This is a genomic window from Psychrobacter sp. AOP7-B1-25 (assembly GCF_052376195.1).
Taxonomy (GTDB): domain Bacteria; phylum Pseudomonadota; class Gammaproteobacteria; order Pseudomonadales; family Moraxellaceae; genus Psychrobacter.
Genome location: NZ_JBQSVK010000020.1, coordinates 31,849 through 50,981, shown reverse-complemented (window position 1 = coordinate 50,981; position 19,133 = coordinate 31,849). Strand labels below are relative to the sequence as shown.

The 19,133-nt window shown below is 41.8% G+C and carries 20 protein-coding genes; 10 read left to right on the top strand and 10 right to left on the bottom strand.

The window, feature by feature from the left end:
* The first annotated feature begins 123 nt into the window (after nucleotides 1–123).
* The 5 genes from ACT3QR_RS12610 to ACT3QR_RS12590 all read left to right on the top strand — a co-directional run bounded on the left by ACT3QR_RS12610 (nucleotide 124) and on the right by ACT3QR_RS12590 (nucleotide 3,703).
* Nucleotides 124–300 (top strand): hypothetical protein, encoded by a 177-nt coding sequence (locus ACT3QR_RS12610; RefSeq protein WP_444521674.1) that lies wholly within the window; start codon nucleotides 124–126, stop codon nucleotides 298–300.
* Nucleotides 297–2,396, top strand: a complete 2,100-nt coding sequence (locus ACT3QR_RS12605) for a DUF3987 domain-containing protein (protein WP_444521673.1) — start codon at nucleotides 297–299, stop codon at nucleotides 2,394–2,396. Before ACT3QR_RS12610 ends, ACT3QR_RS12605 begins: the two co-directional genes overlap by 4 nt.
* A gap of 367 nt (nucleotides 2,397–2,763) precedes the next feature.
* On the top strand, nucleotides 2,764–3,252 hold the full coding sequence (locus tag ACT3QR_RS12600) for a hypothetical protein (protein ID WP_444521672.1): 489 nt from the start codon (nucleotides 2,764–2,766) through the stop codon (nucleotides 3,250–3,252).
* A 9-nt stretch (nucleotides 3,253–3,261) separates the two neighbouring features.
* A complete protein-coding gene (locus ACT3QR_RS12595; protein WP_444521671.1) occupies nucleotides 3,262–3,504 on the top strand; it encodes a hypothetical protein in 243 nt (80 codons plus the stop codon).
* Complete coding sequence (locus ACT3QR_RS12590; RefSeq protein WP_101205717.1) at nucleotides 3,488–3,703, top strand: hypothetical protein; 216 nt, start codon at nucleotides 3,488–3,490, stop codon at nucleotides 3,701–3,703. Before ACT3QR_RS12595 ends, ACT3QR_RS12590 begins: the two co-directional genes overlap by 17 nt.
* Before the next feature lie 451 nt (nucleotides 3,704–4,154).
* Here the strand turns inward: ACT3QR_RS12590 and ACT3QR_RS12585 are convergent, their stop codons facing one another.
* Both ACT3QR_RS12585 and queC read right to left on the bottom strand, forming a co-directional pair.
* On the bottom strand, nucleotides 4,155–4,484 hold the full coding sequence (locus ACT3QR_RS12585; protein ID WP_444521670.1) for a hypothetical protein: 330 nt from the start codon (nucleotides 4,482–4,484) through the stop codon (nucleotides 4,155–4,157).
* Between the two features lie 341 nt (nucleotides 4,485–4,825).
* Nucleotides 4,826–5,602 (bottom strand): 7-cyano-7-deazaguanine synthase QueC, encoded by a 777-nt coding sequence (queC, locus tag ACT3QR_RS12580; protein ID WP_444521669.1) that lies wholly within the window; start codon nucleotides 5,600–5,602, stop codon nucleotides 4,826–4,828.
* Nucleotides 5,603–6,036: 434 nt separating this feature from the next.
* On the opposite strand from queC, the gene ttcA reads away from it, so the two are divergent.
* Entirely contained in the window at nucleotides 6,037–7,059 is a 1,023-nt protein-coding gene (ttcA, locus tag ACT3QR_RS12575; RefSeq protein ID WP_444521676.1) for a tRNA 2-thiocytidine(32) synthetase TtcA, read from the top strand.
* A 109-nt stretch (nucleotides 7,060–7,168) separates the two neighbouring features.
* Here ttcA and ACT3QR_RS12570 read toward each other — a convergent pair whose 3' ends face one another.
* From ACT3QR_RS12570 to ccoN, 6 genes are all read right to left on the bottom strand, one after another.
* Nucleotides 7,169–7,750: a FixH family protein gene (locus ACT3QR_RS12570; protein WP_444521668.1), complete on the bottom strand. Its 582-nt coding sequence runs from the start codon at nucleotides 7,748–7,750 to the stop codon at nucleotides 7,169–7,171.
* Nucleotides 7,751–7,947: 197 nt separating this feature from the next.
* Nucleotides 7,948–9,357: a cytochrome c oxidase accessory protein CcoG gene (gene ccoG / locus ACT3QR_RS12565; protein ID WP_444521667.1), complete on the bottom strand. Its 1,410-nt coding sequence runs from the start codon at nucleotides 9,355–9,357 to the stop codon at nucleotides 7,948–7,950.
* 528 nt (nucleotides 9,358–9,885) lie between these two features.
* On the bottom strand, nucleotides 9,886–11,019 hold the full coding sequence (gene ccoP, locus ACT3QR_RS12560) for a cytochrome-c oxidase, cbb3-type subunit III (RefSeq protein WP_444521675.1): 1,134 nt from the start codon (nucleotides 11,017–11,019) through the stop codon (nucleotides 9,886–9,888).
* Nucleotides 11,019–11,198: a CcoQ/FixQ family Cbb3-type cytochrome c oxidase assembly chaperone gene (locus ACT3QR_RS12555; RefSeq protein WP_057760804.1), complete on the bottom strand. Its 180-nt coding sequence runs from the start codon at nucleotides 11,196–11,198 to the stop codon at nucleotides 11,019–11,021. The genes ccoP and ACT3QR_RS12555 overlap by 1 nt, the downstream gene beginning before the upstream one ends.
* Nucleotides 11,198–11,836: a cytochrome-c oxidase, cbb3-type subunit II gene (gene ccoO, locus ACT3QR_RS12550; RefSeq protein WP_444521666.1), complete on the bottom strand. Its 639-nt coding sequence runs from the start codon at nucleotides 11,834–11,836 to the stop codon at nucleotides 11,198–11,200. Before ccoO ends, ACT3QR_RS12555 begins: the two co-directional genes overlap by 1 nt.
* A gap of 9 nt (nucleotides 11,837–11,845) precedes the next feature.
* Nucleotides 11,846–13,327: a cytochrome-c oxidase, cbb3-type subunit I gene (gene ccoN, locus ACT3QR_RS12545; protein ID WP_058024766.1), complete on the bottom strand. Its 1,482-nt coding sequence runs from the start codon at nucleotides 13,325–13,327 to the stop codon at nucleotides 11,846–11,848.
* Between the two features lie 882 nt (nucleotides 13,328–14,209).
* Here ccoN and ACT3QR_RS12540 point away from each other — a divergent pair.
* A complete protein-coding gene (locus ACT3QR_RS12540; RefSeq protein ID WP_444521665.1) occupies nucleotides 14,210–14,599 on the top strand; it encodes an SCP-2 sterol transfer family protein in 390 nt (129 codons plus the stop codon).
* A 130-nt stretch (nucleotides 14,600–14,729) separates the two neighbouring features.
* Here the strand turns inward: ACT3QR_RS12540 and ACT3QR_RS12535 are convergent, their stop codons facing one another.
* Nucleotides 14,730–15,704 (bottom strand): hypothetical protein, encoded by a 975-nt coding sequence (locus ACT3QR_RS12535; RefSeq protein WP_444521664.1) that lies wholly within the window; start codon nucleotides 15,702–15,704, stop codon nucleotides 14,730–14,732.
* A gap of 444 nt (nucleotides 15,705–16,148) precedes the next feature.
* Between ACT3QR_RS12535 and ACT3QR_RS12530 the strand changes: the two genes are divergently transcribed.
* Genes ACT3QR_RS12530 through ACT3QR_RS12520 form a run of 3 tightly spaced genes read left to right on the top strand, consistent with a single transcriptional unit; the run spans nucleotide 16,149 to nucleotide 18,447 of the window.
* Nucleotides 16,149–17,384, top strand: coding sequence for a lipoprotein-releasing ABC transporter permease subunit (locus ACT3QR_RS12530; RefSeq protein WP_444521663.1), 1,236 nt, complete (start codon nucleotides 16,149–16,151; stop codon nucleotides 17,382–17,384).
* A 57-nt stretch (nucleotides 17,385–17,441) separates the two neighbouring features.
* Nucleotides 17,442–18,122, top strand: a complete 681-nt coding sequence (gene lolD / locus ACT3QR_RS12525; RefSeq protein ID WP_444521662.1) for a lipoprotein-releasing ABC transporter ATP-binding protein LolD — start codon at nucleotides 17,442–17,444, stop codon at nucleotides 18,120–18,122.
* 19 nt (nucleotides 18,123–18,141) lie between these two features.
* A complete protein-coding gene (locus ACT3QR_RS12520; RefSeq protein ID WP_444521661.1) occupies nucleotides 18,142–18,447 on the top strand; it encodes a hypothetical protein in 306 nt (101 codons plus the stop codon).
* A 53-nt stretch (nucleotides 18,448–18,500) separates the two neighbouring features.
* On the opposite strand, the gene ACT3QR_RS12515 is transcribed toward ACT3QR_RS12520, so the two are convergent.
* Entirely contained in the window at nucleotides 18,501–19,076 is a 576-nt protein-coding gene (locus ACT3QR_RS12515) for a DUF2062 domain-containing protein (RefSeq protein WP_444521660.1), read from the bottom strand.
* Nucleotides 19,077–19,133: the final 57 nt, after the last annotated feature.

Below are 19,133 nucleotides of genomic sequence, written 5' to 3'. Positions count from 1 at the left end.
ACAGCCAAACGCAAAAACGCGGCTTATTACTTAGGTTTATCATCTTTATGGCATGGGTTATAGGCATTGGCTTACTAATATCATTAGTAGCTTGCCAGCAAGTAAAAGCGCAAGGGGTAACTTATGAGCAGCGATAACCCTAAAACATTCATGGACGCTCAACTGGCCTATGCTAAATCAATACATGGCAGGGAACAGAAAAGGCGTGATAAAGAGATGCAACGCTACCACCAAATCAAACGGGCAGCGGACAAGATACAGCAATCATATGTTGATGACGGCAAGGAGGGTGACAGATGACCACACCACAAACCGACAGCCAAGAAAAAACCCGCGGCAAGGCGGGCTTAGTTAGCATTTTAGGTGAACATCAACCAGCAACGGCGCAAACGCTACAAGATGACGAACTGCTAAAGAAATTACACGATATTTTAGAACCTAACAGGCTATTAGATATTAAGACTAATTTATCAGTAAATCAAGGTGAACTACTAACCACTGACATGGTGGGCCTAGTATTGCATAACAAAGACTATGAGCCGGTAAACTTGTTATGCATGCCACCAAACGGCAAGCCCAAAGACTATGTAGTGACTGATCCTTTTGAAACGGCCGCTTTTATCATTGGCACGATGGACAGCGCTCACGAACGAATAGCCGTTAATAGCATAGCTGATGCCGTAGAGCTGTCTTATCTTTTGTTAGGCGAACCGGTAACAATACTAGCTAGCCGTGATGAGTGGTCATTTAATGATATGGTTAAGCATTTTTCACAAGATGCACCGGTTACCGTGATGACCACTTTAGATATTAAAGATAAGGTTACCAAGCCATTAATAGGCTCAAACGTGAGGGCCATTATTACCAGTGACAGAACAGTATTAGAGCATTTAGAATATGGCAACTTAACTTATCAGTCTATATTAGCCCTTGATGATACAAAGATAATCGACCTTAAAACCGTAGCATGGCCCACACCTGAACCATTATCAAGCGACCCAAGCAAACCGACACGCTACCCAATCGAAGCATGGCCGCCAATATTAAGAAAGCCAATAGAAGCGATTGCTTACTATACGCAAGTACCGTTAGCAATGGCAGGGCAAGCCGTTTTAGGTGCAATAGCCCATATAGGGCAAGCGCATATTGATGCACCGATGGGCAGCGAACACAAGCCAACGAGCCTTATTATCATTACAGAGGGCGAAAGCGGTACAGGCAAAACACAAGTAATGGGCCTAAGTCACTTTAAGATAGATCAGCATGAGAAGCAGCTATATTCTAATTATTTAAGTGACGTATCATCATGGGAAAATAATTTATTAAGTCTAAAAGGTAAAGACAGAGCCGCTTTTTTAGATGAAAACCCAAAGCCGCCTAACCCCGTTACTATGTTTGATGATGCAACGATTGAACCGCTTATTGATCGTTTTGTTGATGGTGAGATGTATAACGCCAGTTTATCCACTGATGAAGCAGGCCAATTTTTTAATGGCCACACTATGAAAAGTGACACCGCTGGCAGCGCGTTAGGCGCGATAACCAAGCTTTATAGTAGTGGCGTAGCAGGACGCACACGCTCACAAAAGAACGCTTACGCCAATCCAAGAACCAAAGCTTATGATGTGCGTATGACTTTTTTACTACAAGGACAGCGCGTAGTCTTAGAGAAAGCATTAACCGACCCACTAATGAGCGGACAAGGATTTTTAGCACGGGCTATGATTGCTTGCCCTGAGGACTTAAGAGGTAAAAGAGTATGGAATGATCCAAAGCGTAGGAATGACAGGCCACATGATAACCCTTGCTTAATAGACTACTGGTCACGCTGTCAAAGCTTACTTGACCCACTGCCAGCCAATCTACCAAACGACAGCACAGGCGCACCTAGTCGCATTAAAATGCAATGGGCAAGCAATGAAGCATTACAGGCTTTTGAGGACGGTATGCAAGCGATAGAGAACCGCCAAGCAAGCGGACAGGTTTTAGAGTATCTCAAAGCTTACGCCTCACGTATGGCAGAAAATGCCACGCGCATAGCCTCACTAATGGCATTCTTTGATGGACGCAAAACCGTTACCACTGATGATATAAAACGCGCCTTTATGTTAGTGGAGTATTCAACTACTGAACGCTTACGTTATCTTGATGCAATGCCCACAGGTGAACAGAACGACAGCGAGAAGTTAAGCAACTGGCTAGTGGATAAAGCAAAAGGTAAAACACCGCATAAACTAGGTAGGACTTATATATCAAATAATGCACCTAGTCCGATGCGTAAGAATACTAAGCTATTGCAAAATGAGCTTGATAAGTTAGAAGCCGCTGGACATATCAAACAAGAATTAGAGGGCCGCATGAAAGTTATCTCTATTAATCCAAAACTTTATAAGTAATGTTTGATACCTAAGAAACCTTGCTTAAACTGCTTAATTAGCCTCTATCCTTTATGGTTAGGGGCTTTTTGTTAAGACAGCCAAATCTTAAGCTTGCTTAAACTGCTTAAACTGAACTTAAAAGGCATTATTTAAAACGAACTTAAGCAACTTAAGCAGACTTAAGCAAACGCCTATCTTAAGCCAATCGCTTACCATTCATACGTTACAGCCAATTTAAGCAACTTAAGCAGCTTTTGATAGGGTATAAAGTGTTATTGCAGGCATGACTATCATCTAAGTATGGAAAACATGAGGTTAAATATATTCACTATGCTATGATAAAGATGAATTTACCTAATGATTTAGATAACAATTAGAGATCATCATGCCAGCCATTGCCACCACTCGCAGCCTTAGCGACTATTCAAAGATTAATATCTCAACATATCGCCAACAGATGAAACAAGCGGCCGAACCCTTTTTAGATATTAATTATCAATACCGCGGCAAGGCTTATGACTACTCTATCCAAGTATCAAAGACCCCATGCAATTATGGCGGCTATCGTCATTGGTTTTTATGCCCGTCATGCTCAAAGCGTACAAGCGTTTTATATTTTGCTGGCTTGTATGTTTGCCGTCATTGTATTGGTGCAAATTATGGCAGTCAGCTACAGCAACCAATAGACCGCTTATTCAGTCGCTTACATACGATTAGACAGCGTTTAGGCTGGCAAGCAGGGATTGCCCACGGCATTGGTGAACGTCCTAAAGGCATGCACCACAGCACGTATAACAAGCTGGTGAACGAGCATGAGCAGCTAACAGCTAAGGTATGGCAATCAACACTTGATAAACTAAATTGCACCCATTGAGGCTAAAAGATGCGACTACCTGACATTAACGACCTGATACAAGATTTACAGTTAGCCAAGCAGATAGCGATTGAGGATAGAAACCCAAACGCCTTAATCATGGCAACCATTAGCCAAGCAAAGTTACTAGGATTAGATAAGCCAGTGATTAGAGATGTTAATGCCGATGCTGTGCAGTCAATTAGTGACCTGATGAACGAATTGGCAGACGATGAAACTACAAGGGCGGTAACTTATGAAAGTAACGATTAATGACTTAATAAAAGAATTAGACGATGCAAGGCAGACAGCCAAAGAGAACGGGCAAGCATCTGCTATGGTGGCATCAATACTAGCTAAGGCTAAATTACTAGGACTTGATAAAGCAGACAGCGAACTTAATAACGAACCACAGCCAGTACAAATCATAGTTAATGTTAAGAACGCTCGCAAACCTGATAGAGTGTGTTAGTTTTCGGACACGTTAGAGGGGGGCTATAAATCGAGATTAAACAGGCAAACCACATAAGAGCGCCACTATTCACACGCTCAAGAAAAAAACCGTTTCAAAAAGAGGTTAACACACCAAAACATAGCTGAACCCTTACAGGTCATAGCCTAATGCCTACAATTAATTGAAGTGGCTGTGTTAACAAAGTTAAAAGAGGTTAAAGCAAAGAGCAATAGCTAAACTTTTAATTACGCGAACGCATAAAAATCACTTAGGCAGCGGTCACCACTAATAAAGACCTAAACAATTATACCGCCCTATGGCTACAATCAAGCATAGGTAGCTATAAAAATGGCTACCAAAATGGCTACCAATTTATACCAAGCGTTAAAAATTTATATTAAAAACAATCACTTATACATATACAAAAGACTGGCAATAGCCAGTCTTTTGTATATCAAACGATTAAAAGTTAAGCAGGTTTCTGTGGCTTCTTTAGATCCAGACCAACAGTACACTGTTGCAGATCTTTTTGCATTGCCTTCACATAAGGCAGGCCAGATGGATCCTTTTTATCTTGTGCGTAGCTTTCTATTTCCCACATCTGACCGATGGTCATGTTACTACGTACGTCAATAGTACAGTTGCACAGTTTGGTCGCGTTGCTTTTGTCAGCGACCTTGTATTTGACTGCGCCATCGACACATGAGTTGATATTTTGTTGCTTAATGTCGGCGGCGTTGGCTTGTGGCATTGCAAATAGGGCAGCTAAGGCTAGGGGTAGTACTGGCAACAACTTCATAGATTTCCTCTTACAGGTGGCGTCAATTTTGTGTATTTTGTTCAATGCAAAGTCAACTCATTAATATATGAGTGACTAATATTGTTATATACATCGTTCGATAGATACAATCGTCCATACGATAGCAAGTATGTCGATTAAAATACAAGAACGACATGCTGTGTTAATGCAAGCGAATGTTGCGCAAATGTTGACGGGCAACATCGCTGAATGCAGTATTTAACGTTAGCGTGTAGTTTGCTCAATATAATCTGGATACAAGGAAGGCAAGTAAAGGTACCGTAACTAGCCTAAGCGCGCCTGATAGCGTATCCAGTTTATATAGGATTTACCCAAATTAATTAAGATTGATAATGAGTAGGGTCGGTTACGCCAGCTTGGGCAAAGCCCTGACGACGCAATGCGCAGCTGTCACAAACGCCGCAAGCAAGACCATCGGCATCTGCGCGATAGCAAGAAATTGTCTGCCCGTAATCGACACCTAACGATAGGCCAAGCTCGATCGTTTGTGCTTTTGACAATTGCTGTAATGGTGTTTGAATCGATAAACGATGACCAGTAACGCCTGCTTTTGTCGCAAGGTTGGCCATATGTTCAAAGGCAGCTATATACTCTGGGCGACAATCAGGATAACCAGAATAGTCAACTGAGCTGACACCGATGACGATATGATTGGCATCAGCCACTTCGGCAACTGCTAACGCGTACGATAAAAAGATAGTATTACGCGCAGGCACATAAGTATTGGGGATAGCGTCGTTGTCAATTTCATCGCGTTTTTTGCTAGGGAATTTATCTGAATCCCCATCTGGCACGATCATGCTGTGATCTGTTAGTGATGAGCCGCCCAATTGTGCGATATCAATATCAATGATTCTATGATTGACGCCTGCTGTATCAGCGATGGTCTTCGCGGCGACAAGTTCACTATTATGACGTTGACCATAGTCAAAGCTAACGGCTGTCACTGATGCATAGCGTGATTTTGCCCAATATAAGCAAGTCACCGAATCGAGACCGCCTGATAAAAGGACAACCGCATTTTGGCTTTTGGTAAGAGCTGCTAAGTCAGCATCTGATACTTGATCGGAGGTATTTTGCAAAGTAACGTTAGTCATAGTGTTGTCTATTATTGGTTTACGAAAACGGTTATTTTAGCAAAAATACGTCTATTACAGAACCATGAAGCGACCAATCACGCGTCACTAAGCTGCCAAAGCCAATTTAAACAGTATCGTCATAAAATAAAGTTTGTATTACTGCCATCTTTTCAATCTGTTAGCAATATTTGTTATAATCGCAGCTTTTAAAGCATTGGTCATCTGATACCGCTGACAATGTCTTTAAATATTTATCGTAAATCGCTTTATAGTAAAATCACCCTTATAAAGATATTGAGTAACTTATGACCGCAGCAACCTTATTTACGCCAAATACTCCTTCTCAAGCTGATGATGCATCTAACGCAATGAGCTCTGATAGTCAGGCTTTAGACCTCGATACTAATAGTAAAGAGTACGATGACATCTCTGAAGATGGCAGTGATGAGGACATGATTGACGAGCAGTATGCTAATGCGCAGTCACCTACCGAATCAGCGTACTTTCGTAAACTACAAAAGAAGCTACGTCGCCAAGTTTCTTGGGCAATCCGCGATTTTAATATGATCGAAGATGGTGATGTGGTGATGGTCTGTGTTTCAGGTGGTAAAGACAGTTATACCTTACTTGATATTCTATTATTATTAAAACGCATTGCACCAATTCATTTTGATATCGTTGCGGTGAATCTTGACCAAAAGCAGCCAGGATATCCAGAAGATATCTTACCTGCGTATCTAAACGAGCAGGGCATCGCTCACTATATTTTAGAAAAAGATACGTATAGCATCGTCAAAAGCGTGGTACCAGAAGGTAAGACTTACTGCTCGGCTTGCTCACGTCTGCGCCGCGGATCACTATATGGTTTTGCTAAACAAATTGGTGCAACTAAGATCGCTCTTGGTCATCATCGTGACGATATGCTTGCGACGTTCTTTTTGAATCTATTCCATGGTGGTGCACTCAAATCAATGCCGCCCAAGCTATTGAGCGATGATAAGCAAAATATGCTGATTCGTCCATTGGCGTATGTTGAAGAAAAAGACATTATTGAGTACGCTAAATTAAAGGAATTTCCAATTATTCCTTGTAATTTGTGTGGCAGCCAAACCAATCTACAACGCGCTATCATCAACGATATGCTGCGTGAATGGGATGATGCTCACCCGCAGCGTTTGGCGTCTATTTTTAAGGCAATGCAAAACGTAGCGCCATCACAGTTGGCTGATCGCGAGCTGTTTGATTTTGAAACACTCAGCCTTGACCGTGATAATGATGAGCGTTTATTTGAGGGTGATAATATTCAGGCTGGGCAGACGGATAGTCTTGCTGAGATTGGTTTACCTGTAACACCAAAGACGCAAACGTTTAATCCTAAGTTTGCTAGTGACAAGTCTTATTCAGTAGAGGCGGACGAAACTGCGCAAAACGAGCGAAAATCCCAAAAAATCCCAACGATTAATCCAGTAATTTAGTAGTTTGTGAATTAGGGTGTGTTGAATAAATTTTATTAAATAGCATAAAAAAACCAGCCACTCATAAAAGATTGGCTGGTTTTTTTATGTCTACATATTATTGATAGCGTTAACTCTTAGCGAAAACTGGTAGTGGGTCAAAGCTGACCTCTGAGCGAGGTAGTTTTGCAACATCTTGCATGCGCCAATCATCTTTACCATCATTGCTAACCTGTAGATAATACTTAGCTTTTACAGGATCAATATCAACTTGCGCACTGTATTTATTGCTCTCAACATGCTTAAGTACAACGTCGCGGTCTTTTTTGATATCTGTTGCGTGAGAAATAGAAAGCTCTAACGTATCAGGATAGGTGAGCGGTGTGCCATTTAGCAGCTTGCCTGACTGGAGGCTTTGCTCAGGATAGTTGAGATAAAATACAATATCGCCATTTTCTGCAAATTGCATTTGTCCATGTAAGTCTAGGTCATAGGTGAGTTTGTCACGAGACACATCATGATAGAGCGTCTTACCATCCATATACCAATCGTCACGTACCACGCTATCACGGATTTGGTAGGAGTAATAAACAAACCAAATACAAGCAATGACGACTGCAGCTGGCATGCCAATCACAAAGATAACGACCATGTAATTTTTATACCATGGCTGCGTATCTTGATGTTTAAAGTTCGGTGTTGGAGTAGACATAAAATACCTATGCATCAGATACGTATTCAATAAATATCTATTAAATAGACATCTATAAATTGCATCAACGGATAATTTGGCGGCTAAACGCTGCCAGTTTAATGATAAAACATTTATTCGATAGCCTTTAGTTAGAATAACTAGCTATAGACTACCGAATGACATACATGAAGTTAAATTACGGGTGTTTTAGTCGTTTACTGACCTTGAGTCGTAAAGATATTTTGTTTACTTACCTTATACTCATCATTTTCGCTGTTCACATTTAGCGTTATAGGTGTTTGGCCAAATTCTATCACATCAGGGTCACCATAAATACTAACTGGCATATCAAAGCTTTCACCCGCTTCTAATGGTACATCATTAAAACGAAGTTCTAAACTCAACCCATCTTGCGGCGCAAGCGTTATCTTATAGGTATGAGCTTCTTGTGTTTTATTGGTTAGCTTGACGATATAGCTGTTTTCGATCATACCTTGATTATTGATAGAAGACAGCTGATTGCGATCGCGGCGGATATCAATTTCTAATGGTACACGATCGGTCAACGCATATATGACGCCGCCACATAGTACGGCCAACAGCGTTAAGTATGCAAACAGTCGTGGACGCAGTACGCGGCTCGGTTCTTTTTCTGCTAGCTGACGCTCGGTCGTATACCGAATCAAGCCACGCGGATAGCCAACCTTGTCCATTATATCATTACAGGCATCGATACAAGCAGCACATTGGATACAGGCAACTTGCAGGCCATCTCGAATATCGATACCAGTAGGGCAAACCTGCACACACATCGTACATTCAATGCAGTCGCCTAAGTGCTCTGGATTGGTGCCTTTTTTACGTGCACCGCGCGGTTCACCACGCTCATAGTCATAAGATACGATCAATGTATCTTTATCAAACATCACACTTTGAAAGCGACCATAAGGACAAATCTGTACACACATCTGCTCACGCATGTAGCCTGCATTGGCGTAAGTAGCAAAGGTAAAGATAAACATTGAGACCCAGATCCATGTTGGCCAGTCAGGAAAAGGAATCACGCCTATTGATTGCCAACTATGATATAGAGAATCTGTCCCTGCCACATAACTAACAAAGGTCGCCGCTGTAATCACAGAAAGCAAAAACCAAATTGAATAGATAATTGTGCGTTTGAATATTTTGCTCGCACTTAACGGTGCTTTATCAAACTTGTTACGCTTATTACGATCGCCAATCACCCATTTTTCGACATATTGATACAGATGCGTCCATATCGTTTGAGGACAGGCGTAACCACACCAAACGCGCCCTGCATATACTGTCACCATAAACAGCGTAAACGCAGCAATAATCGCAAAAGCTGCAATAAAATAAAAATCTTGCGTCAAAAACGTCATGCCAAAAATATAATAATGCTGCGATGGCACATCAAACCATATTGCTTGTCTATCATTATAGCGCAGCCATGGTAGAAGTAAAAAAGCCGCCAAAAGAGCATACATCGTGATGACGCGAATATTTTGATAAAAACCTGTGACGAACCTCGGGTGCACGCGATGCTTAGTTGCATCAAGATCGACTTGTTGTACAGGAATTTTATTGGGTTTTTGTGCTGACATAAACGTGCCTCTTTAAAAAAAGAATCAGTCTGCTGGCATGATGAACAAACACCTCTAGTGTCGAGGTATAGGGTTTTATGATGTTATCAATGTCAGTAAATAGCGGATAGAAAATTCGATAGGAAACCTTCTAATCTGCTTACCAAATGATCGATTGTAAATATAGTCGGTTCAACAGAGTTTCGATACAAAGGAAGAGGGGTGAAGGTACTATAAGTAGTAGACTAAACGCGCCTGTATCTGAGTTATGTGAAATTGACTATTGCTGTGTGTAATAAAGTCATAGCTATATAAAGCAATGACCAATAGACTATTTTAAAAAATAGCTATTTTAACATTCTCCTTTCTAATAATGGGTTGATAATCCTAAAAAGCAATAAATATATGAGAACGATTTCTAGTTGTTTATAGCCGCTCAGCATTGTTATTTCTAAATGAAAATCAATACCATTATATGCAAAAAGGAGAACTGCAATAACAGTTCTCCCTTCATTAAATCTCACCCATATTTAGTGCAGGAGCAGCGTTTTAGTTAGCAATTGCTTCTTCAGTTGCTACAGGCTGAGTAGCTGCAGCAGTAACAGGCGTTGCGCTTGTTTTATCTGATAGTGAGTAGATGTAAGCGGCAAGCAGCATAATGCGCTCATTACCTAGCTTAGTTTCCCACTGAGGCATAACACCAGCACGACCATAACGTAGTGTCTCACGAATAGTCTCGCGATCGCCACCATACAGCCAAATATTATCAGTTAAGTTTGGCGCACCTGCTGAAATCATACCTTTGGCATCAGGACCATGACAAAGAACACAATTGGTCGGTTCATTGAAAATAACTTTACCTTGAGCCACTTTAGTTTGATCAAGCTCATAGTCATTTTGGTTGCCAGATATAGCTAAAACATACTCAGCAACGGCACGAACACCATCTTCACCAATTTGATCACGCCATGCTGCCATACCGCCAATACGCCCATTGTGCAGCGTGGTCAGAATATTGCCAGCTTCGCCACCATATAGCCAATCATTATCAGTTAGGTTAGGGTAACCAGGTGCACCTTTGGCGTTAGAGCCATGACATACAGAACAGTTCTGTAAGAACAAACGGCTACCAACTTTTAGGGCATTTGGGTTTTCAGACAGTTTTTCGACGTAAGGAGCAAGTTCTGTTACTTTCTCGTCGATTTGAGCCTGCAAATCTGCTGGTGGATTTTCACTACGACGCATAGTCGCTTGCAACTCGTTTAATGTTGCCAAAGTCGTCGTCGCGCCTGCAGCATCTGCTTTTACCAGAATACTTTTTTCAAAGTTATCGGTAAATACTTTATTATTACTTTCAAGCTCACTGAACAACTCGTTTTTAGAGGTCCATGGTACAGTCTCACCGTCAACTTCTACGGTAGCGATACCTTCCCAGTGTTTAGGGAACATAGCTGGAAAGAATACCCAGTACGCGACACCCCAAACGATCGAGCCAAAAAATATCACCAACCACCATTTAGGAAGCGGCTTGTCGTATTCTCGGATACCATCATATTCATGACCAGTGGTACCGTCTTCCTCAACGTCTGGTTTGTATTTTAGTACAAACAGCAGAACGCCAAGAATAAAAAGCCAGCAACCGAAACTGATTAGCGTGATCCAAGAACTCCAAAAAAATGTCATCATTTATCCTTATTGCGCTGCTCTTCAGACAGAGATTTTATATCCTCGTCATCAAGCGCAAGTTGTGCATCTTCTTCGAAGCGTTTTTTGTTTTTTGGCGAATACGCCCACCATGCAACGCCTACGAAGGCAATAAAGGCAGAAACGGTCGCAATTGTTTGTAATTCACCAATACCCATTAGCGCTGTCCTTCCATTGCGGTACCTAACTGCTGTAGATAGGCGACCAAAGCGTCAAGCTCAGTAGCACCAAGCACTGCATCAGGAGCACCTTCAATGTCTTCTTCAGTATAAGGAACACCGAAGCGATCGCGGAATAGACGCATTTTAGTTTGAACGTTTTCGCCATCTACTTCGTTAGTAGCCAACCAAGGGAAACCTGGCATCACTGACTCAGGCACTAGTGAACGTGGCGCAATCAAATGCTGCTTTTGCCAGTCTTCAGAATAACGGCCACCAACACGTGCTAAATCTGGTCCAGTACGTTTCGATCCCCATAAGAATGGATGATCCCACGTTGACTCAGCGGCACGTGAATATGGTCCATAACGTTCAACTTCTGCACGTAGTGGGCGAACCATTTGAGTATGACAAACGTGACATCCTTCACGAATATAGATATCACGTCCTTCAAATTCAAGCGCTGTCCAAGGCTCCATGGCAGGAAGGGGCGCATTCACGCCACCTTCTTCAGGACCCTTGTTATCATAGATCAATGGTACGATTTCGACTAGCGTTGCAAAACTAATAGCAATCACAATACCAATGACTAACAAGCCTGTATTTTTTTCAATAATTTCATGCGGTGAACCAGCCATGATCGCTCCTTATACGTTAGCTGTCGAAGGTTTTTCGACACTAGGTTCATGATCCGTTGGATCAGCGACATCTACAGGCTTACCTTCTGGCATTTTGAGTGTTTTATAGCAGTTGTAAGCCATCACAAACATACCCGATACATATAAGAAGCCACCAAATGCACGACCAATATATGGAAAATGTGAGAATTCAACAGTATCAACGAAGCTATATACCAAAGTACCGTCTGGATTAGTAGCCAGCCACATCATGCCTTGGCCAATACCTGATATCCACATAGAGACGATATAGAAAATCGTTCCTGCAGTCGCTAGCCAGAAATGCGTGGTGATTAAGCTGATAGAATACATCTTTGGTTTGTTATAAATACGTGGTAACAGTACGTATAGCGAACCAATCGTAATCATACCAACCCAGCCAAGTGCGCCTGAGTGTACGTGACCAACCGTCCAATCAGTGTTATGCGATAGTGCATTCACTGTCTTGATAGACATCATTGGGCCTTCGAATGTTGACATCGCGTAGAACGACAATGCCACAATCATAAAGCGAATGATCGGATCAGTACGTAGCTTATCCCAACTACCTGATAGCGTTAGTACACCGTTAATCATACCACCCCAAGATGGTGCGAATAGGATGATTGAGAAGACCATCGCAAGAGACTGCGTCCAATCAGGAAGCGCTGAATAATGCAAATGGTGACCACCAGCCCACATATATGAAGCAATTAATGCCCAAAAGTGAACAATAGATAAACGATAAGAATAGATAGGACGGCCAATCTGTACAGGAACGAAGTAATACATCATTCCAAGGAAAGCTGCCGTTAAGTAAAAACCTACCGCGTTATGCCCGTACCACCACTGCACCATCGCATCAGTTGCACCGCCAAATAGCGAATAAGATTTGAACGCACTAACAGGAATCGCCATGCTGTTTACGATGTGTAGTAGTGCAATCGTAATAATGAAGGCGGCAAAGAACCAGTTAGCCACATAAATATGTGAGGTTTTACGTTTGATGAGCGTACCAAAAAATACAATGGCATAAGAGATCCATACCAAGGCAATTAAGATATCGATAGGCCACTCAAGCTCAGCGTATTCTTTTGTTGAGGTTAAGCCTAGAGGAAGGGTAATAACGGCGGATACAATAACCGCCTGCCAGCCCCAAAAGGTAAACCAAGCTAAGTATGGCGCAAATAAACGTGTTTTACAGGTACGCTGAACGATGTAGTAAGACGTTGCGAACAGGGCTGAGCCACCGAACGCAAAAATCACCGCATTGGTATGCAGTGGTCTTAAACGACTAAAGGTCAGCCATGGAATGTCAAAGTTGAGTGCTGGCCATGCTAACTGTGAAGCAATGAACACACCAAGACTCATGCCGACGATGCCCCAAACGACAGCCATGATCGTAAAAAATCTTACGACAGTAATTTCATACTCACGGTCAACTGGGGCGACTGCTGTGTTTTGTAAACTCATTGGATGATTCCTTTACAGCCCGAATTATCAACAGAATTAACCAACAATCTATGCTGTCTGCACCATAAATACTCTCAAATTCATATTTATACTAGCGCCAACGCATGTTGTTTTTTGACTTACTTAACGCAATGATGTCATTAATTATCAATTTAAACCTTTGTTATCTATCAGTTGATACTAATAAATAGAAATAGGCACTTCATGCACCTTGCTTAAGGTCAATCGATAGTAGGATTGTTAATAGGTCATCAAGGTAAGTAAGAATACGCGCCGTTTTCAGCATCAAACATCTTATAAGGCTAAATATGTATCTTAATTATTACGAAAAAATCTGTACTAATGAAGATAGATACCCATATCTATAGGGCTATTAAAACGCATTGACCATAGATGTATGCTAGCGGCGGCTGACAAAAAACACGATTATGTAATGTTTGGTTAAAACTCCCGACTCTGTTTAAGGGTATTGTAACGCAATCCTAATCAAATATCATCAGAACTGTGTGCCAAAATACAAACTCTTTGGTATAAATGTTAGCGAGCAACTTATTATTGCTATGCTACTCCTCTATTTTATACACAATTTTGTCACTATTCTAGATGCTCACTTTAATTCAATAGGGGAAAAGGTCTTTAGACATAAGCGCAGGCCTGCAAAGAAGTTTTGTAACAATAATATTGCTGTGCTAATAAATAGGTTTTACTTCTTATCAAGTCGCCATTTATAATGAGGTTGAACGTCATTAATGGCTATGTGTTGCATAGATCTATTGATAGCAATCATTTTAATAATTCTACATTTTAATAATTTTAACAGTCAGGCTAATTGTATATTGAATAGTATTGGTCTGACAGAGTATCAATTAAGGATAATATAGTATGGCAGTTTTTTTGACAGATGAATGGTTTGAGCAAGTAGAAACAATGGGCAGCGAAGCAGGTGAGTTAAACTTACCACCAGTACTGGCAAATATGGTCGTTAATCTAAAAGTAGCTGAAGCTGATAAAAATATCGAAGCCAACTTTGCAAATGGCCTGTTGCATCGCGGATTAAATGATAATGCAACGACGACATTGCTATTAGATCGCGATATTCTACAGTCTATCATTACTGATTTTGATACCAATCAAATCATGGGTGCCTTTATGAGTGGTAAAATCCGTGTTGAGGGCGATATGTCACAGTTGATGGCAGTACAGACTGCACGTCCAAGCGCAGAGCAAAAAGAGCTATACACTCGCATTAAGTCAATGACGACAATGGCTTAATCGCATATTCATACGACTTTTACGTTACGTTTTTAACTATAAGAGTTCATAAGATATAAAAAAGCCCCTAATTCATATTAGGGGCTTTTTTAATGGATAGAATATGTTATGCATGTATTGGGCAGGCCAATTAACTGGCTTTTGATTGTTGTGATGTGTCTTTCTGGTTTTGTTTGTAGATTGCTGCTTGCAGCCAGACGTTTGCTTGCACATAGTCGTTTACTTTAATGGCAGCAGTCTCTGTAGTATTGAGTGCACCAATGCGCATCACAAATGGGTCTGCATCTTGTTCACGCAGTACCACCACGTCGAACAGAATAATTGATTTGCCGTTAAATACAGTGTCTTGCTTACCGAGTACTTGACCTTGACACCATGCTTCATCTTCTTGTCCTAGCGTATCGCCGAACAAGTAAGCGCACATATGGCCTAAGTTAATCTCAACAGGTGCCATTTGCTCTTTAGTTTCAGGTTTCCATTCACTGATTTGCTCTTGCAAGTCATCAGGGATTTTTCCATCATTTGCTGCCACGATGTCGTTAAAGGCGCGGTGATAACGGATAGACTCTTGGTCTTCGACCATGATGACTTCGTTTTGCTCGCTTGGCTTAATTTCATGCGCCCAAGCACTAAAGTTCACATAGTAAGAAGTGTCGCGTTGATACAAATGACGGTTGGTTGTGTAGAGTTGATCAAACGCATAAATGATACTGCCATCAGCGGTACGTAAACGTAAAACAGCATCATGCGAGTTGTCATTGGCAATGACACGCTCAATTTTACAGTTCAATCCATAAGGACTATCGACACAAGGGTAGGCATTAATAAAGCATTCAGGCTTGCCATCTTTCATTGCGAGCACTTGATTGATATGACAAGGCTGATCTTCTGATAGAAGCAAACAGCTGTCTTGTGCGCTAACGTTATTGTTCAGGCCTTTGGGCATTGCAGCGACTTCGATCATCTTTTGTAGCCATTCAGGCACATCGTGACTCATATCATCGGTCAGAATGCGCCAGTGATCAGCGTGACCTGCAGACTGCTCATCGGTCAACGTAATCTTGGTGGGAGATTGAATGTTTTTGTATTGATAATTTATGGTCATGAAAATACTCAGAATTAAGTCAACGTGAGGTTTTTATCTAGTACTGTATTTGCTTATATACTATCCAATATTTTAAATGATTAGTTTATGATGGTCAGCGATATTATCAGTAAATAGTGCGTAAACCTCAATGAGGGGTTAATGACAATTGTCTTTAGCATATAATATATAGGTATTGGTACAGTTAATAGCAAGCCCCCTATAAAAAATAATAACAAAACCCAGTTTTTTGGTAAAAAATACTCTCTGTTGTTGCTAATGACTGGCACATATCAGCTAGTTTGTGTCAAACTAGCTCCCTTTTGACAGCTGTTATTGGCTCGTCTGACACCCTGTTTTTGTGTTTGATTTATATGTGAGTAGGGGTAACTGTATGATGCATTTACTGCTGCTCGTTATGCAACCTATATAAAGTCGCACGTAGATAAGATAAAGAGTTTGAATATGTTTCGTCCTTTAGCGTTATTTATCGGCTTACGATATACCCGAGCAGAACGTAGTAATGGCTTTATCTCCTTTATATCACTCATCTCGATGATTGGTCTAACGCTTGGGGTTGCCGTATTGATTACGGTGCTATCAGTCATGAATGGTTTCGACCGTGAACTGAAAACCCGTATTTTGGGGATGGTGCCACAGGCTACAGTGGTCTCATCAGAAATCATTGGTGACTGGGAACAGCTAGCCGATGAGATTAAAGAAGACCCAGAAGTGGCTGCTGTGGCACCTTTTATTCAACTGCAAGGGATGCTGACATCAAACGGTCAGGTCGCAGGTATCATGGTGACAGGTGTCGAGCCTGAATATGAAAAAAACGTCTCCATCATCAATGAGCATATGATTGAAGGTAGCATTGATACCCTACAAAGTGGTGATTTCAGTATCGTGTTGGGCGAAGAGATGGTGCAGTCTTTGGGCTTGCAGATAGGGGATAAAGTGACGCTTGTATTGCCAGAAGCGTCACCATCGCCAGCTGGTGTGATACCGCGTTTTAAGCGTTTTACTTTGACAGGTATTTTTACGATCAGCCCAGAAGTCGACAGCCTCATGGCGTTTATTCCGATGGGAGATGCGGCAAAATTACTACGCTTGCCAGAGGGTGCGCAGGGCGTACGCATGAAGCTTAATGATATCTTTACTGCGCCGATAGCTTCGGAAAAAGCGGCTGCTATAGCACCTGAGAGGTTATATCCAAATGATTGGACACAGACTCATGGCAATCTATTTGGTGCAATTCAAATGGAAAAAGCGATGGTCGGTCTATTACTATTTTTGATTATTTTAGTTGCCGCTTTTAATATTGTCTCAAGCCTAGTCATGTTGGTTACCGATAAAAAAGCGGACATCGCAATTCTGAAAACTTTTGGTGCGTCTCCTCGTTTGATTACTCAAGTCTTTATGGTACAGGGTGTGGTCATTGGTGTGATTGGTACTATCGCCGGTACGATATTGGGTGTGATATTTGCGCTTACGGTTAGCGATATTTTAGGTTTTATTAATCAAGCCTTTGGCCTGAACCTATTTGATGCGTATTTTGTCAATTACTTGCCATCGCAGTTACGTTTGTTGGATGTGCTATTAATTACAGGTGCGTCGTTTGTATTGAGCTTTTTGGCGACGATCTATCCAGCGCGCCGGGCGGCTAAGATTCAGCCTGCTCAAACGCTACGCTATGAGTAATCCCAAGCGCCTAAATATCGAAATAAATACCGACACAAATAAAATAAAGGAAGCGTTATGTCTGCCATTTTAGAGGCGACCAATATCAACAAGATATATGATGAAGGCGCGGTCAGTACGCAAGTATTGACTGGTCTTGACCTGACTGTTCACGCGGGCGAGCGCATCGCTATCGTTGGAACCAGTGGTTCGGGTAAAAGTACGCTGCTACATTTGCTGGGCGGTCTAGATACGCCAACCAGTGGTGAGGTTTGGTTGCATGGTCAGTTATTGAATAGCATGAATGAAACTGAGCGCGGGGCAATGCGTAACAAGCATTTGGGCTTTATTTATCAGTTTCACCATTTATTGGCAGAATTTACTGCAATCGAAAACGTCGCCATGCCGTTACTGATGCGTCCAAAAGTATCAACGACTGATGCTCGTAAGCAAGCGGTTGAGATTTTAGAAAATGTTGGCCTCGAGCATCGTTTGATGCATAGACCCGGTGAGCTATCAGGTGGTGAGCGTCAACGTGTAGCGATTGCACGCGCGCTAGTCACTAAGCCGTCGCTTATCTTGGCGGATGAGCCAACAGGTAACTTGGACTACGACAATGCCCAAAGCGTCTTTGGCCTATTGTCAGAGCTACAAAGCACCCTGCAAACGGCGCTACTTATGGTGACGCATGATCGCAATTTAGCAGCGCTTGCTGACCGTCAGCTGTTGCTACGCAATGGACATTGGGAACAGTATTAATTTTATAAGGATGCGTAAAATGAGTGAAGATGACAATCCAATTGCGGCTTTTGGCAGTGCCGAAGAGGGTGATGAGCCGTTAAAACCTTACATCGATCCAACTTTGTTTGAAACGCTTGATAGACAGGCGCAAACCGAGTTGCTAACGCCTGTGTTTGATGCCATCACTTTGGCTGGGGTGGATTATGACCTGAAAGTCCAAGACAGCGCGGCAGGCAAGCGTTATACACTCTGTAAAAATGATGAAGTCATTGAGATCGTGCCGATGGATAGCAATTTCACTGACAAAATCTTAAATGCTATAGAGAATAGTAAAAAAGAATGAGCTGTGCTGGCTAAAGTGTAAGCGTTATAGCAGAGTAATAAAATCAGATGAATTTATAGTTTCTCAGATTTTTCAGAAGTCTTTGGCTGTCGCTTCTGCCAGCTCGTCACGGTCTTGTAACGCCAAATGGCCTTAAATGCCAAGCCACAAATAAGACTGGTGACAACGGCCAAAATGGTTAGCCCTATACAGAATGCAGCAAGCGATACTGTACCACGATAAGTAATAAACGGATTGGCACCGTTGGATAATGCCCATAAGCTAAAATCAGCAATCATTCTACCGATAAAACGCAAGCTAATCATGGGCGCATCAATAATCTTTGCACCGATATAGTAACCAGCATAAAAGATGGGCAAGCTAGTGACTGGGTTGGTAATCCATGTTAGACCGAGTGCCATAGGAACATTGGCGCGAAAAATAAGCGAGCCAATGAGTGCCAGTAACATCTGTCCTGGCAACGGAAAAAATGCACTTAGTACACCGATATAGACGGCCTTATTTAGGCTGTGTCGATTGAAATGCCATAACCTTGGATCAGCCAAGTGCGGTGCAAACAGCTTTAAAGTTCGACTTTCTAAGATTTTCTCTGGTGTAGGAAGTAGGTCTTTTAGACGTTTTTGGGGCACAGGATCGCCTTTAATCATTAACTACAGTCTACTCAATGGTGTTGAGAAGCTGGTATA

Excerpts from the sequence above, each read along its gene's own strand:
- ACT3QR_RS12535 (WP_444521664.1), bottom strand. The coding sequence starts at position 15,704 with ATGACCATAAATTATCAATACAAAAACATTCAATCTCCCACCAAGATT.
- ACT3QR_RS12585 (WP_444521670.1), bottom strand. The coding sequence starts at position 4,484 with ATGAAGTTGTTGCCAGTACTACCCCTAGCCTTAGCTGCCCTATTTGCA.
- ACT3QR_RS12540 (WP_444521665.1), top strand. The coding sequence starts at position 14,210 with ATGGCAGTTTTTTTGACAGATGAATGGTTTGAGCAAGTAGAAACAATG.
- ACT3QR_RS12555 (WP_057760804.1), bottom strand. The coding sequence starts at position 11,198 with ATGGGTATTGGTGAATTACAAACAATTGCGACCGTTTCTGCCTTTATT.
- ccoG (WP_444521667.1), bottom strand. The coding sequence starts at position 9,357 with ATGTCAGCACAAAAACCCAATAAAATTCCTGTACAACAAGTCGATCTT.
- ACT3QR_RS12610 (WP_444521674.1), top strand. The coding sequence starts at position 124 with ATGAGCAGCGATAACCCTAAAACATTCATGGACGCTCAACTGGCCTAT.
- lolD (WP_444521662.1), top strand. The coding sequence starts at position 17,442 with ATGTCTGCCATTTTAGAGGCGACCAATATCAACAAGATATATGATGAA.
- ACT3QR_RS12520 (WP_444521661.1), top strand. The coding sequence starts at position 18,142 with ATGAGTGAAGATGACAATCCAATTGCGGCTTTTGGCAGTGCCGAAGAG.
- ccoP (WP_444521675.1), bottom strand. The coding sequence starts at position 11,019 with ATGACATTTTTTTGGAGTTCTTGGATCACGCTAATCAGTTTCGGTTGC.
- ACT3QR_RS12605 (WP_444521673.1), top strand. The coding sequence starts at position 297 with ATGACCACACCACAAACCGACAGCCAAGAAAAAACCCGCGGCAAGGCG.
- ACT3QR_RS12570 (WP_444521668.1), bottom strand. The coding sequence starts at position 7,750 with ATGTCTACTCCAACACCGAACTTTAAACATCAAGATACGCAGCCATGG.
- ccoN (WP_058024766.1), bottom strand. The coding sequence starts at position 13,327 with ATGAGTTTACAAAACACAGCAGTCGCCCCAGTTGACCGTGAGTATGAA.
- ACT3QR_RS12595 (WP_444521671.1), top strand. The coding sequence starts at position 3,262 with ATGCGACTACCTGACATTAACGACCTGATACAAGATTTACAGTTAGCC.
- ttcA (WP_444521676.1), top strand. The coding sequence starts at position 6,037 with ATGATTGACGAGCAGTATGCTAATGCGCAGTCACCTACCGAATCAGCG.
- queC (WP_444521669.1), bottom strand. The coding sequence starts at position 5,602 with ATGACTAACGTTACTTTGCAAAATACCTCCGATCAAGTATCAGATGCT.
- ACT3QR_RS12530 (WP_444521663.1), top strand. The coding sequence starts at position 16,149 with ATGTTTCGTCCTTTAGCGTTATTTATCGGCTTACGATATACCCGAGCA.
- ACT3QR_RS12600 (WP_444521672.1), top strand. The coding sequence starts at position 2,764 with ATGCCAGCCATTGCCACCACTCGCAGCCTTAGCGACTATTCAAAGATT.
- ccoO (WP_444521666.1), bottom strand. The coding sequence starts at position 11,836 with ATGGCTGGTTCACCGCATGAAATTATTGAAAAAAATACAGGCTTGTTA.
- ACT3QR_RS12590 (WP_101205717.1), top strand. The coding sequence starts at position 3,488 with ATGAAAGTAACGATTAATGACTTAATAAAAGAATTAGACGATGCAAGG.